This is a genomic window from Sphingomonas trueperi (genome assembly GCF_040545665.1).
Lineage (GTDB): Bacteria > Pseudomonadota > Alphaproteobacteria > Sphingomonadales > Sphingomonadaceae > Sphingomonas > Sphingomonas trueperi_B.
Window position 1 is genome coordinate 1,337,519 of the sequence record NZ_JBEPMH010000001.1, and the last position, 12,941, is coordinate 1,350,459.

General features: G+C 69.0%; 12 protein-coding genes and 1 tRNA gene. 10 read left to right on the top strand and 3 right to left on the bottom strand.

Annotation, left to right across the window (positions count from 1 at the left end; translation table 11 throughout):
* Window positions 1-9: 9 nt before the first annotated feature.
* Together ABIC65_RS06335 and ABIC65_RS06340 are read right to left on the bottom strand one after the other, a co-directional pair.
* Window positions 10-1,125 (bottom strand): acetylxylan esterase, encoded by a 1,116-nt coding sequence (locus ABIC65_RS06335; RefSeq protein WP_354307548.1) that lies wholly within the window; start codon window positions 1,123-1,125, stop codon window positions 10-12.
* A gap of 41 nt (window positions 1,126-1,166) precedes the next feature.
* On the bottom strand, window positions 1,167-3,302 hold the full coding sequence (locus tag ABIC65_RS06340) for an AsmA family protein (RefSeq protein WP_354307550.1): 2,136 nt from the start codon (window positions 3,300-3,302) through the stop codon (window positions 1,167-1,169).
* A 152-nt stretch (window positions 3,303-3,454) separates the two neighbouring features.
* On the opposite strand from ABIC65_RS06340, the gene rpmI reads away from it, so the two are divergent.
* From rpmI to ABIC65_RS06375, 7 genes are all read left to right on the top strand, one after another.
* A complete protein-coding gene (rpmI, locus tag ABIC65_RS06345; protein ID WP_066721148.1) occupies window positions 3,455-3,658 on the top strand; it encodes a 50S ribosomal protein L35 in 204 nt (67 codons plus the stop codon).
* 14 nt (window positions 3,659-3,672) lie between these two features.
* Window positions 3,673-4,038 (top strand): 50S ribosomal protein L20, encoded by a 366-nt coding sequence (rplT, locus tag ABIC65_RS06350; RefSeq protein WP_066721145.1) that lies wholly within the window; start codon window positions 3,673-3,675, stop codon window positions 4,036-4,038.
* A gap of 90 nt (window positions 4,039-4,128) precedes the next feature.
* The gene (locus tag ABIC65_RS06355) at window positions 4,129-4,746 is read left to right on the top strand and encodes a LysE family translocator (RefSeq protein ID WP_436286716.1); all 618 of its coding nucleotides are present in this window, start codon (window positions 4,129-4,131) and stop codon (window positions 4,744-4,746) included.
* Window positions 4,747-4,817: 71 nt separating this feature from the next.
* Window positions 4,818-5,909 carry a phenylalanine--tRNA ligase subunit alpha gene (gene pheS, locus ABIC65_RS06360; RefSeq protein WP_354307554.1) on the top strand — a complete coding sequence of 364 codons (1,092 nt, stop codon included), beginning with the start codon at window positions 4,818-4,820 and terminating at the stop codon, window positions 5,907-5,909.
* On the top strand, window positions 5,906-8,329 hold the full coding sequence (gene pheT, locus ABIC65_RS06365) for a phenylalanine--tRNA ligase subunit beta (RefSeq protein WP_354307556.1): 2,424 nt from the start codon (window positions 5,906-5,908) through the stop codon (window positions 8,327-8,329). Before pheS ends, pheT begins: the two co-directional genes overlap by 4 nt.
* 4 nt (window positions 8,330-8,333) lie before the next feature.
* Window positions 8,334-8,750, top strand: a complete 417-nt coding sequence (locus tag ABIC65_RS06370; RefSeq protein ID WP_354307558.1) for a hypothetical protein — start codon at window positions 8,334-8,336, stop codon at window positions 8,748-8,750.
* Between the two features lie 63 nt (window positions 8,751-8,813).
* A tRNA-Arg gene (locus ABIC65_RS06375) sits at window positions 8,814-8,890 on the top strand.
* Window positions 8,891-8,991: 101 nt separating this feature from the next.
* Here the strand turns inward: ABIC65_RS06375 and purD are convergent.
* Window positions 8,992-10,257, bottom strand: coding sequence for a phosphoribosylamine--glycine ligase (purD, locus tag ABIC65_RS06380; RefSeq protein WP_354307560.1), 1,266 nt, complete (start codon window positions 10,255-10,257; stop codon window positions 8,992-8,994).
* Here purD and xseA point away from each other — a divergent pair.
* From xseA to ABIC65_RS06395, 3 genes are read left to right on the top strand one after another with little or no spacing between them, the layout of a single operon-like run.
* Window positions 10,256-11,764 (top strand): exodeoxyribonuclease VII large subunit, encoded by a 1,509-nt coding sequence (xseA, locus tag ABIC65_RS06385; RefSeq protein WP_354307562.1) that lies wholly within the window; start codon window positions 10,256-10,258, stop codon window positions 11,762-11,764. The genes purD and xseA overlap by 2 nt on opposite strands.
* A 40-nt stretch (window positions 11,765-11,804) precedes the next feature.
* On the top strand, window positions 11,805-12,005 hold the full coding sequence (locus ABIC65_RS06390) for a DUF2093 domain-containing protein (protein WP_066721469.1): 201 nt from the start codon (window positions 11,805-11,807) through the stop codon (window positions 12,003-12,005).
* The gene (locus ABIC65_RS06395; protein ID WP_354307564.1) at window positions 12,002-12,835 is read left to right on the top strand and encodes a M23 family metallopeptidase; all 834 of its coding nucleotides are present in this window, start codon (window positions 12,002-12,004) and stop codon (window positions 12,833-12,835) included. Before ABIC65_RS06390 ends, ABIC65_RS06395 begins: the two co-directional genes overlap by 4 nt.
* The last annotated feature ends 106 nt before the right edge of the window (window positions 12,836-12,941 follow it).

The window sequence follows — 12,941 nt, forward strand, 5'->3', positions numbered from 1 at the left end:
GCGGCGCGGCTAGCGCCCGTCCCAGAAGCCGGGGTGCGCATCGATTTCGCGGACCAGCCAGTCGGCGATCTGTCTATGCGCTTCGAAGCCGTAATGGCCATGGCAGGCGGTCGCGCGGAACTGCCCGGTCACAAAGGGCAGGAACAGCACGTCGCGCGCGCCGGCGGCGCGGGCTGCGGCGCCGATCCGCGTCTCGGCGACGCGCAGCATCGCGGCCTGCCCCGGCGGTGCGCCGCTGGTGTCGAACCACCAGAGGACGAAGACCGCACGCGGGGTGCGGCCATGGAGCCGGGCAAGAAGCTCGCCATAGTGCGCGGCATAATCGGCGACGAACGCGTCCAGCGAGGGCCACCGCGCGTCGGGGCGGAAGCCGGCGAAATCGGCCTGCAGCTTGAGCATCACGATCTGCGGCTGCCAGCGCGGATCGCGATAAGGGGCGGGCTCGGCCGGCAGGCGGCGGGGCGATAGCTGCTCCATCGTGCCCTGCGGCGCGCTGCCGCCGAAGTTGCGGATCAGCCCGCGGCCCGAGATCGCGTTGACCTGATAGTCGGCCCCGAAATGCTGCGCAGCAAGCGCCGCAAAGGCATCGGGCGTATCGGTGGTGGCGCGGACCTGCGCCTGGGTGCAGTCGATCCGATCGGCGCGCGCGCCATAGCCCGCCATCGAGGAATCGCCGATGAACTCGATCTGCCGCCGGCGCGGCGGGGGTGCGGGCAGTCTGTTGCCGAGCGCAACGAAGAAGCCGCCGAAGCGCGCGGGCTGGGCGCTCTCGGTCACCTTGTCGAGCCGGATGCGATGGGTGCGGGGAAGCAGGCCATCGATCGTCACATCCGCCTTGCCCGGCCGGTCGATCGTCACCGGCGTCGCGCCGTCGATGCTGGCACGCCATTCGTTGATCGCGTCGTCGAAGCGCAGCACCACGCGGGGACCGCGGAACGCTGCTTCGAAATAGATGCCCGGCCATTGATGCCGATAGCCGGTGGCGGTTGCCTCGACCCGCCCGCCGACATGAACGGGCAGCCGTTCCTGCGCGTCCGTCGCGGCGGGCGTACTGGTCACCCGCTGCGGCGGCCGAACGTCGCCTACCATCGCAAGCGCCGCGGAGAGGATCAGGAAGCGAAGCATCGCGGCGATCCTGCGCCCGTCCCGCACCCCCGCGCAAGCGATCAGAAGATGCCCAGGAACTTCTTGCGCTGGCGCTTCGCTTCGCCCGCATTCGCCTTGCCGCTTTCCGACTTGGCGGTGGTGCCGCGGCCGACATCGTCGCGCGGGCGGCCCTTCGCATCGCGCTGGTTTACGGCACTGGCCCCGGACAGGACGGGCCCGCAATCGGCGGCCTTGGCGTCGCCGAAATCGACAAAGGCGAGCACGCCGGCGATCGGCGTCGCGGCCATCGCCAGACCCAGCCCCGCACCGGCGCGGCCGACCAGCTCGGGGCTGATCACGCTGATCCCCGGCTTGGCGAAATAGCCGCCGATGCCCACCGGCGACTGGCCCGAGAACAGGCTGAACCGCTTCGAATCGGCGCGAAAGGCGAGGTCGATCGTCTCGTTCTTGAAACTGAACCCGCCGCGGCCGAGCATCACGTTCTTCTGCGTGTCGATCAGGATCGGGTCCGCCGCGGCGATGCCGTCGCGCACGGTGAAGCCGATCAGCCCGCAATTGATCTGCACCGGCTCCTTCAGTTTCTGCTCGAACATCTTCTGGACGAAGGTGCCGATGTCAAACTCGGCGAGCTCGGTGTTGCGCGTCCAGAAATCGCCCTTGGGCAGGATCACCGCGATGCGGCCATTCGCGGTGCTCAGCGAGTCACGCACGCTGTTGCCGCTGCCGCTCATCTGGATACGCGCCTTGAGCATGCCGGTGGTGCCGGATTGCTCCGCGCCGAAGCCGGCGAGCAGCACGCCCATCGGCGTCGGCGACAGGCGGATATCGTAGGTGGTGAACACCGGCGTCTTGCGCGCGTCGATGCTGATGTCCGAGGTCACCGTGCCGCGCGCGAGGCTGAAGTTGAGCGGGCTCAGCTTGAGCAGCCGGTCATTGAGGTCGAGGCCCAGCTCGATGTTCGACATCGGCAGGTTGGGCGCGCGGACGGTGCGCACTTGCCACTGGACCTTTGCGTCGAAATTCTTGAGCGCATCGATCCTGAGCGGCGCGTCCGGCAGCAGCCGCGGGGTGCCGGAGACCTGCGTCACCGCCGCCTGCGCGCCCTGTGCCGCCAGCGCATTGGGGTTGTAGCCGATGAACGGCCCGGCATCGACGATGTCGAGCACATGGGTGAACAGGTCGGCCGTCAGCAGCATGCGCGGCTCGCCGAGCTTCACCGTAAACTTGCCGGCGAGATCGCTGTCGCCGAAGCGGCCCTTCATGCCGGTGAAGCGCCATTCGTCGCCCGCCCTTGTGACCACCGAGGTCAGCCGATAGGTGCGCGTATCGGGCACGGCGATGCCGGCGAGCAGGAAGACGTCGGCAAGGTTCTGCCCGCGCAGGTCCATGTGGAGCCTGGCGCCCTCCAGCACCGTCGCCCCGGGCAGCGCCCCGGCGATATCGACCTGGCTGCGCACGCCCTCGGCATGCAGCCGCAGCCGGTTCTCGCCGCCCGCCAGCGTCTTGTTGGAGGAAAGCAGGGCACCCGCCAGCGTGAACCGGGCACCGCGTGCGGTGCCGTTGCCGTCGAAGCGGATCGTGTCGGCGAATCGATTGTCCTCGGCCGCCACGGTGTCGACGCGGATCGCTGCGTCCAGCTGATGGCGGGGATCGAGGTAGCGGATCTGCGTGCCGTCGATCCGCGCGCGCTGGATCAGCGGCATGGTCAGCGGTTCGCCGCCGCCGCTGCCGAAAGTCCATGTATTCTGCTTTCCGTCGCGATCCCATTGCAGGTCGATTCGGCCATCGGTGAGGCCAAGCCACTGGAACCGCTTCTGGCTGGAAAGCAGCGAGAAGGTCGCGATTCGCGCATCGATCCGGCGTGCGGCGAAGAAGGGGCTGGTGCCCGCCCAGTCCGGATTCTCGACGCTGAGCCCCTCGGCCACGAACTTCAGGTTGAACGGCGCGAAATAGAGCTGGAAGTCGCCGGCCACGCGAACCTTGCGGTCGGCGCTGCTGCTCGCGATCGATTCGAAGGTGCCCTTGAGGAACCGCCCCTTGGTGACGAACAGCACCGCCCAGGCCAGCACCACCAGCCCGATCAGGCTGGTGGCGACGGCGATGGTAGCGGCGAGGGGCGTGCCGATCGCGCGGCCGGGCCGAGGCGGGGTAGGCGCCGGATCGGCGACAAGCAGGGGTGCGTCCGGTTCAGCCATGCGCTTCCAAATCCTCGCCGGCGCTGGGGTTCCCCGGTGGTTGCATATCGCCCAACCATCCGCTAATGGGCCGCCTTTCCGCGATCGAGGGACCGTCCGGCTAATAGGGCTGCCGCGGCTGTCTGCAATCGTCGAACCAAAAGGAGACGAAAATGCCCAAGCTCAAGACCAAGAGCGGTGTGAAGAAGCGCTTCAAGTTCACCGCCACCGGCAAGATCAAGCACGGCGTCGCTGGCAAGCGTCACCGCCTGATCTCGCACAATTCCAAGTATATCCGTACCAATCGCGGCACCTCCGTGCTGGCCGATGCAGACGTCGCGCGCGTTGTCGCGTGGGCGCCGTACGGCCTGAAGTAAGGGAGTCCTGAAAAATGGCACGAGTGAAGCGTGGTACGACCACCAAGGCGAAGCATAAGCGGATTTTGGATCAGGCGAAGGGCTATTATGGCCGTCGCAAGAACACGATCCGCATCGCGCGCCAGGCCGTCGAGAAGGCCGGCCAGTACGCCTATCGCGACCGCAAGGTAAAGAAGCGCAGCTTCCGCGCCCTGTGGATCCAGCGCATCAACGCCGGCGTCCGCGCCGAAGGCCTGACCTATTCGCAGTTCATGCACGGCCTGAAGCTGGCGGGTGTCGAACTGGACCGGAAGGTCCTGGCCGACATCGCGATGCACGAAGGTGAGGCGTTTAGCGCCATCATCGCGCAGGCGAAGGCGGCGCTGCCCCAGGCCGCCTGAGCGGACCTGCGCGCAAGCTGAACAAGGGGCGTCGAGGCTGCGGCTTCGGCGCCCTTTTTCATTCCAACCGGGAGGGACGATCCCGTGGCGATGAAGACCTGGTGGCTCTACGTCACCGCCGTGTTTTTCGTGTCGATGACGCCGGGGCCGAACATGCTCCACGTGATGGTGCAGAGCATCCGCGAAGGCGCCGCCCGCGTGCTGCCGACCACCGCGGGGCTGATGAGCGCGAATATGTTCTGCCTCATTGCCTCGGCGGCGGGGCTGGGCGCGCTGCTCAAGGCATCGCCCGGGCTGTACGACGTGCTGCGCTATGCCGGTGTCGCCTATCTGCTGTGGCTGGGCATCAAGGCCTGGCGTGCGCCGGTGGAAGAGGCGCATGCCGACGCAGCCGTGCCGGTGCGCCAGTCGGTGCGCGCGCGCTACCTGACCGGGCTCGGCACGGGGCTGTCCAACCCCAAGCTGATCGTCTTCGCCGCCGCGCTGTTCCCGCAGTTCCTCGACGTGGGACGGCCGTTCCTGCCGCAGCTGGCGATCCTCATTGCCACGTTCGCGGTGATCGAGGCCTTCTGGTTCTCGGTCTACGCGCTGGGCGGCCGCTCGCTCGCGGCGTGGTTGGCGCCCGCGCGCCGGCAGCGGATGTTCAACCGCGTTACCGGCGGCGTGTTCGTCGCCTTCGGCGCCGCGCTGCTCGGCAGCCGTGTGTAGCCGACCCTCAAACGCCTTGACCTAAGGGCCCGTCTAGGGTTCCAGCCATCTCGCACAGTGAACGGAAAACGATGACCACCGATCTCGATACCCTGCGCGGCGAGCTGCTTGCCGCGATCGATGCCGCCACCGCGCTGGATGCGCTGGAGGCGGTGCGCGTCCAGGCGCTCGGCAAGCAGGGCGCGATCACCGGCCTGCTCAAGACGCTCGGCAAGCTCACCCCCGAGGAGCGCCAGGAACAAGGTCCGCGCATCCATTCCTTGCGCGAAGCCGTCACCGAGGCGCTGGCCACCCGCAAGGCTGCCATGGAACAGGCCGCGCTAGACGCGCGCCTCGCCAGCGAGACGGTGGACATGACGCTGCCTGTCGACGGCGTCGCGCCCGGCTCGGTCCACCCGGTCAGCCAGGTGATGGACGAACTCGCGGAGATTTTCGCCGATCTGGGCTTCGCCGTCGCCACCGGCCCCGAGGTCGAGGACGACTGGCACAATTTCACCGCGCTCAACATTCCGGAGACGCATCCGGCGCGCGCGATGCACGACACCTTCTACCTCGCCGGCGAGCATGAACGGCCGATGGTGCTGCGCACGCACACCAGCCCCGTGCAGATCCGCACGATGACCAGCCAGAAACCGCCGATCCGCATCATCGCGCCGGGCCGCGTCTATCGTTCGGATTCCGATGCGACCCACACGCCGATGTTCCACCAGATCGAAGGCCTGGTGATCGACAAGGGCATCACGCTTGGCCACCTCAAGTGGACGCTGGAGACCTTCCTCAGGGCGTTCTTCGAGCGTGACGACATCGTGCTGCGCCTGCGCCCCAGCTATTTCCCCTTCACCGAGCCTTCGGCCGAAGTCGATGTCGGCTTCACCTGGAAGGACGGCAAGCGCGTGATCGGCGGCAGCGGCGACGCGCCCGGCGGCGGCTGGATGGAAGTGCTGGGTAGCGGCATGGTGCACCGGCGGGTGATCGAGGCCTGCGGGCTCGATCCGAACGAATGGCAGGGCTTCGCCTTCGGCACCGGCGTCGACCGGCTGGCGATGCTCAAATATGGGATGGACGACTTGCGCCCCTTCTTCGACGGCGATCTGCGCTGGCTCAAGCATTACGGCTTCTCGGCCCTCGACGTGCCCACGCTGAGCGGGGGAGTCGGCGCATGAAGTTCACCCTCTCGTGGCTCAAAGAGCATCTGGAGACCGAGGCCTCGCTGACCGAGATCCTCGAGGCGCTGACCCGCGTCGGCCTCGAAGTCGAGGGCGTCGAGAACCCGGCCGAGCGGCTGAACGGCTTCCGCATCGCCCGCGTGCTGACCGCCGAGCGCCACCCGCAGGCGGACAAGCTGCAGGTGCTGAGCGTCGAGACCGGCGATGGCGTGTTGCAGGTCGTCTGTGGCGCCCCGAACGCGCGTGCGGGCCTGGTCGGCGTGCTCGGGCTTCCGGGCGCGGTGGTGCCGGCCAACGGCATGCAGCTCAAGGTCTCGGCGATCCGCGGCGTAGAATCGAACGGCATGATGTGCTCGACCATGGAGCTGGAGCTCGGCGAGGATCATGACGGCATCATCGAGCTGCCGGCCGATGCGCCCGTCGGTGCCGCCTATGCGGACTATGCCGGCCTCGACGATCCTGTCATCGACGTCTCGATCACGCCGAACCGCCAGGATTGCATGGGCGTGCGCGGCATCGCGCGCGACCTTGCCGCAGCGGGGCTCGGCACGCTCAAGCCGCTCGACGCGGTGGTCGCGGGCCTGCCGGCGATCGTGCCGCAGGGCGCGGGCCCCGACGTGCGCACCGACGACGCGGTGGGCTGCCCGGCCTTCTGTGGCCAGAGCGTGCGCGGCGTGAAGAACGGGCCGTCGCCGGACTGGCTGCAGCAGCGCCTCAAGGCGGTGGGGCAGAAGCCGATTTCCGCGCTGGTCGACATCACCAACTTCGTGATGTTCGGGCTCGGCCGCCCGCTCCACGTCTACGACATGGCGAAGCTCTCGGGCGGGCTGGTCGCGCGCAAGGCCAAGGACGGCGAGACCGTCGTCGCGCTGAACGGCAAGACCTACGCGCTCACCGATTCGATGACGGTGATCGCCGACAATGTAGCCGTGCACGACATCGGCGGCATCATGGGCGGCGAGCATTCGGGCTGTTCGGACGACACCACCGACGTGCTGATCGAATGCGCCTATTTTGATCCCGAGCATATCGCCCGCACCGGCCAGAAGCTGCTGCTGACCAGCGATGCGCGCACCCGCTTCGAGCGCGGCGTCGATCCCGAATTCCTCGACGACGGGCTGGCGATCGCCACCCGGCTGGTGCTGGCGCTGTGCGGCGGCACCCCGAGCGACGTCACCCGCAGTGGCACCCCGCCCAAGGTGGGCGCGGTCGTCGGCTATGATCCCGATCTGGCGGAAACGCTAGGCGGGCTCGCGGTGCCCGCAGGCCAGCAGGTCGAGATCCTGGAAAGCCTCGGCTTCACCGTGCAGCCGCTCGACGGCAATGGCGATCCCGTGGACCTCGGCGGCGGCTTCGAGGCCTTCCGCGTCACCGCGCCGAGCTGGCGCCGCGATATCGACGGCCCGGCCGACATCGTTGAGGAAGTGATCCGCATCGCCGGCATCGACAACGTGCCCTCGGTGCCGCTGCCGCGCACCCCCGGCGTCGCGACTCCCACCGCCACGCCCGAGCAGAAGCTCGAGCGCCGGATGCGCCGCACCGCGGCCGCGCGCGGGCTCAACGAGGCGATCACCTGGAGCTTCCTCCCCGAGTCGCAGGCCGAGGTGTTCGGCGGCGGCGCCTGGACGCTCGCGAACCCGATCAGTGAGGACATGAAGGTCATGCGCCCCTCGCTGCTGCCCGGCCTGCTGGCGGCGGCGGAGCGCAACCTCAAGCGCGGCGCGACCAGCGTCCGCCTGTTCGAGGTCGGCCGCCGCTATCTCGCGGACAAGGAGCGGCTGACGCTCGGCGTGGTGCTCGCGGGCTCGAAGGCCGTGCGCGGCTGGCAGACCGGCAAGGCGCAGCCCTTCACCGCGTTCGACGCCAAGGCCGAGGCGCTGGCGCTGCTCGAAGCCGCTGGCGCGCCGGTCGCCAACCTGCAGGTGATGGGCGAGGCGGGTGCCGCCTACCATCCGGGCCAGTCGGCGACGCTGCGGCTGGGGCCCAAGACCGTGCTCGCCAGCTTCGGCATGGTCCATCCGAGCGTGCTCAAGGCGTTCGACCTCGACGGCGCGGTGGCGGCGGTGGAGATCCACCTCGATGCGTTGCCCGCGAAGAAGGCGACCGGCTTCACCCGCCCCGCCTTCACGCCCCCGGCGCTGCAGGCGGTGACGCGCGACTTCGCGTTCCTGGTGCCGACCACCCTCGCGGCGGGCGATCTCGTCCGCGCCGTGAAGGGTGCCGACAAGGGCATTATCGTCGACGCGCGGCTGTTCGACCTGTTCACCGGCCAGGGCGTGCCGGAGGGGCAGAAGTCGTTGGCCATTGAAGTCACGCTGCAACCGGGCGAAAAGAGCTTCACCGACGCGGACCTGAAGGCGGTGGCCGACAAGGTCGTCGCGGCGGCGGCGAAGCTTGGGGCAACCCTGCGAGGATGATGCGATGATCGAGCGGTTCCTACCCGGGCTCGACGCCCTTCTGGCAGAGCCGCTCGACACGCATTCGGTGTCGGTCGCCTTTCCCGGCGACATGGACCCGCACGAGCGCGAGGGTCGCTACGGCGTCTTCCTCGATGCCGAGCTGCGCATCGCGGGGCTCGGCACCTGCGGCGGCGGTACGCTGATCGAGACGCTCGACGATGCCGGGCAGTGGCGCCCGGCCTGCGCGATCCTCGACGTCGATCTCATCGATCTGGAGCGCGGCCTTGCCTTCTGCCGCGACGAGCTGGTGTCGCTGGGCTGCCCGGTGGGCACGCTGATCCAGTATGACGACCGCGAGGACCGCTGGGACGGCGCGACCTGGCACTGCAGCGAGCCGCGCTCGTTCGACGAGGACATGCTGCCCTATCGCGATAATTGAGGGGCAGATGCAAAAAGGGGTTGCGCTACCCTGGATCCTCGGTTAGGCGCCGCACCTCACCGCGCGCCCGTAGCTCAGCTGGATAGAGCATCAGACTACGAATCTGAGGGTCGGACGTTCGAATCGTTCCGGGCGCGCCAATTCCTTCCGACATCGCTGGACGACCAATCGCGCCGACAGGCGGCTGCGATCGGTTTCGCTGTCGGGAGACGGCTGCGCGTGCAGCCGCCTCCCTTGTTGGTCAGCCGCGGCTGCGCGCCAGTTCGCGCCAGCCGATGTCGCGCCGGCAGAAGCCGGTGGGGAAGTCGATCGCATCGACGCCGCGATAAGCCCCGGCCTGGGCGGTCGCGATGTCCGGCCCGATCGCGGTCACGTTGAGCACCCGGCCCCCGCTCGCCACCAGCGCATCGCCCTGGCGCCTGGTGCCGGCATGGAACACCTGCACGCCGCCGGCTTCCGCCGCCTCGATGCCTTGAATCGTGCCGCCTGTCTCGGGCATACCCGGATAGCCGCGCGCCGCCATCACCACCGTCAGCGCGGTGTCGGTGCGGAAGCGCGGGGCGGGGCGCCCGGCCAGCTCGCCGCGCGCGGTCGCGAGCAGCAGGTCGAGCAGGTCGTCCTCCAACCGCAGCATCAGCACCTGGCATTCGGGATCACCGAAGCGGGCATTATATTCGATCAGCTTGGGGCCGTGCCTGGTCAGCATCAGCCCGGCATAGAGCACGCCCGAATAGGGGATGCCCTCGGCCGCCAGCGCCGCGATGGTCGGCTGGACGATCCGCTCCATTGCCTCGCGCTCCAGCGCGGGGGTGAGCACCGGGGCGGGGCTATAGGCGCCCATGCCGCCGGTATTCGGGCCGACATCGCCTTCGCCGACGCGCTTGTGGTCCTGCGCCGATCCGAAGAGCACGGCATCGGTGCCGTCGGTGATGACGAACAGGCTGGCTTCCTCGCCGTCGAGGAATTCCTCGATCACCGCGCTCGCGCCCGCATCGGCGAAGATCGCGGTGAGGGCGCCGATCGCCTCGTCGCGCGTCATCGCGACGGTGACGCCCTTGCCGGCGGCAAGACCATCGGCCTTGACCACCACCGGCAGCCCGAACGGCTCAAGTGCCGCCAGCGCTTCGTCCAGCCCGTGGACGCGGACATAACCCGCCGTGGGGATGTTGGCGCGGGCGCAGAGATCCTTGGTGAAGCCCTTCGATCCTTCCAGCTGCGCCGGCAGGCGGTTGGGCCCGAACACCGGGATGCCGGCCTCGCGCAGCACGTCGCCCACACCCGCCACCAGCGGCGCCTCGGGGCCGACGACGACCAGCCCGATACTATTCGCCTGCGCAAAGGCGAGCACCGCCGCCGGATCGGTCGGCACGAGGTCGACGAGCGTGGCATGCGCCGCTATGCCCGGATTGCCCGGTGCGGCGAAGAGCTGCGTCAGCAGCGGCGATTGCGCGAGCTTCCAGGCGAGCGCATGTTCGCGACCCCCCGACCCCAGTAGCAGGACGTTCATGGCCGACCCCTTATTCGAGACTTCATCGGCGCGGCTCGTAGCCGAGGCGGTGCCCGGGGACAACGCGGCACCGATGAGCGTCAGCGAACTCTCCGGCCGATTGAAGCGGATGGTGGAGGGCGAGTTCGGCCATGTCCGCCTGCGCGGCGAGATTTCGGGCTGGAAGCGCGCCGCCTCGGGGCACGCTTATCTCGCGCTCAAGGACATGGACGCGGTGATTGACGGGGTGATCTGGCGCGGCGCGGCGTCGGCGCTGCCGTTCCAGCCGCAGGACGGGCTGGAGGTCATCGCCACCGGCAAGCTCACCATCTATCCCGGCCGCTCCAAATACCAGATCGTCATCGAGCGGATGGAGCTGGCGGGCGAGGGCGCGCTGATGGCGCTGCTCGAGAAGCTCAAGGCCAAGCTGGCCGGCGAGGGGCTGTTCGACGCCCGCGCCAAAAAGCCGCTGCCCTATATGCCCAGGGTGATCGGCGTGGTGACCTCCCCCACCGGGGCGGTGATCCGGGACATTCTGCATCGGCTGGAGGATCGCTTCCCCAGCCATGTGCTGGTCTGGCCGGTCAAGGTGCAGGGCGATGGCTCGGCGCAGGAAGTCGCACGTGCGGTGCGCGGGTTCGATGCGATCCAGCCCGGCGGCCCGGTGCCGCGCCCCGACCTGGTGATCGTCGCGCGCGGCGGCGGCTCGGTCGAGGATCTCTGGTCGTTCAACGAAGAGGTCGTCGTGCGCGCGGTGGCGGAATGCACGATTCCGATAATCTCGGCGGTCGGCCATGAAACCGATACGACCTTGTGCGACTTCGCCGCCGACCTGCGCGCCCCGACCCCCACCGCCGCGGCCGAGATCGCGGTGCCGGTGCTGGCGGAGGTGCGCCACGGCATCGCCACGCTGGCGCACCGCACGGAGCGCTGCGTGCGTCGCTATCATGAGCGCGCCGGCGAGCAGCTGGCGGCGCTGGTCCGCGTGCTGCCGCGCCGCGATGCGCTGCTCGGCCCCCAGCGCCAGCGGCTGGACGACGCCGCCGCGCGCCTGGGTCTGGGGCTTGAACGTCGCGTGGGCGTGGCGCGCGGCCAGCTCGATCGCGCCGGCGCCGCCCTGCGCCCGGCGGCGCTCGAACAAAGGCTGGCGACCGCGCGGCAACGGCTGGGCGGCATCGCCCTCGATCGCGCCGCCGATCGCGAGCTGGCAGCCCTCCGCCAGCGGTTCGCGCACCCGGCCGAGGCGCTGAAGCTTGCAAGCCTGGAGCGCCGCTTCACCACCGCGTCCGAACGGCTGGCGGCGATGGGGCGGCATCTCGAACTGCTCGACCCCGAACTACCGCTCAAGAAGGGCTATGCCTGGGTCGAGGGGCGCGGCACCGGCAAGGTGGTCGCCTCGGCCGAGGATGCGCGCGCAGCGCAGGCCGTGACGCTGCATTTCGCCGACGGGTCGGTGGATGCCCGGGTTGAGCGCGGCGCGGGCAAGGCCTATGCTCCGCCCAAGCCCGAGCAGCCGACGCTGCTTTAGGGCGCACCCACCACCTTCAAGAGCAGGAATGGCGCCGCCCATGCTGATGTCCAACACCGCCCGCGTCGCCAAGCTGCACTATATGGCCAACGGCTTCCGCGTTCTCTCCCCCGGCGACCATGTGCTGTGCGCGGTCACCGGCGAGCGCATCCCCGTCGACTCGCTGCGCTACTGGAGCGTGGCGCGGCAGGAAGCCTATGCCACGCCCGAGGCGGCCACCAAGGCGCTGCTCGAGGCATGATCGACCGGCGGCGCTTCGCCGCGGCGATGCTGGCGACGACGCTGGTGGCGCGGAGCGCGCGCGCGGGCGGCGATGCCTTCGCGCTCGACGGCAGCTTCGAGCAGGGCGGGATCGCGCGCGGGCAAGTGCCGCCCGGCACCACCGAGCTCCAGTTCAACGGCCAGCCGATCCCCTTCGCCGCCGATCGCCGCTTCCTGATCGCGTTCGACCGCGATGCCGCCCCCACTGCTGTGCTGGAGGGGAAGGCTCGCGATGGCCGTTCGGTCCGCGAGGACCTGCAGATCGCGCCGCGCGGCTGGAATATTTCTCGGCTGGACCAGCTCCCCAAATATCCCGTGCCTAGCGCGGAGTTCGAGGCGCGACGTCCTGCCGAACTCGCCCGGATCAAGGCCGCGCGCGCGCTTGAGACCGCCGCGCAAGGCTGGCGCCAGCGCTTCGCCTGGCCGGCCACGGGGCGCATCTCCACGCTGTTCGGGTCGCAGCGTATCTATGCGGGCGAGCCGGGTGCCTATCATTCGGGCATCGACATCGCGCTGCCCACTGGCATCCCGGTGCGCGCGCCCGCCGACGGCGTGGTGATTCTCGCCGCCGAGGCGCCGTTCATCCTTGAAGGCAATCTGCTGATGCTCGACCACGGCATGGGTCTTTCGAGCGCGTTCCTGCACTTGTCGAGGATCGACGTGCGAGAGGGGGCGATGGTGCGGCAAGGGCAACTGCTCGGGGCAGTCGGGGCGACGGGACGCGCGACCGGCCCGCATCTGCACTGGGGGTTGACGTGGCGGGGAGCACGGATCGACCCGCTGCTGGTTACGGGCCCAATGCCTGCCTGATTTTCGAGCAACATTGGTAACCGCCGTAACATATTCGATCAAACGGCAGGGGTGTAACGTAACATTGCTATGTCGATGTGGCTTTTCCGCTACACAAGGATGAAAG

Bases quoted from the DNA above. Each gene is read 5' to 3' on its own strand.
- ABIC65_RS06335 (WP_354307548.1), bottom strand. From the start codon at position 1,125: ATGCTTCGCTTCCTGATCCTCTCCGCGGCGCTTGCGATGGTAGGCGAC.
- ABIC65_RS06340 (WP_354307550.1), bottom strand. From the start codon at position 3,302: ATGGCTGAACCGGACGCACCCCTGCTTGTCGCCGATCCGGCGCCTACC.
- rpmI (WP_066721148.1), top strand. From the start codon at position 3,455: ATGCCCAAGCTCAAGACCAAGAGCGGTGTGAAGAAGCGCTTCAAGTTC.
- rplT (WP_066721145.1), top strand. From the start codon at position 3,673: ATGGCACGAGTGAAGCGTGGTACGACCACCAAGGCGAAGCATAAGCGG.
- ABIC65_RS06355 (WP_436286716.1), top strand. From the start codon at position 4,129: ATGAAGACCTGGTGGCTCTACGTCACCGCCGTGTTTTTCGTGTCGATG.
- pheS (WP_354307554.1), top strand. From the start codon at position 4,818: ATGACCACCGATCTCGATACCCTGCGCGGCGAGCTGCTTGCCGCGATC.
- pheT (WP_354307556.1), top strand. From the start codon at position 5,906: ATGAAGTTCACCCTCTCGTGGCTCAAAGAGCATCTGGAGACCGAGGCC.
- ABIC65_RS06370 (WP_354307558.1), top strand. From the start codon at position 8,334: ATGATCGAGCGGTTCCTACCCGGGCTCGACGCCCTTCTGGCAGAGCCG.
- xseA (WP_354307562.1), top strand. From the start codon at position 10,256: ATGGCCGACCCCTTATTCGAGACTTCATCGGCGCGGCTCGTAGCCGAG.
- purD (WP_354307560.1), bottom strand. From the start codon at position 10,257: ATGAACGTCCTGCTACTGGGGTCGGGGGGTCGCGAACATGCGCTCGCC.
- ABIC65_RS06390 (WP_066721469.1), top strand. From the start codon at position 11,805: ATGCTGATGTCCAACACCGCCCGCGTCGCCAAGCTGCACTATATGGCC.
- ABIC65_RS06395 (WP_354307564.1), top strand. From the start codon at position 12,002: ATGATCGACCGGCGGCGCTTCGCCGCGGCGATGCTGGCGACGACGCTG.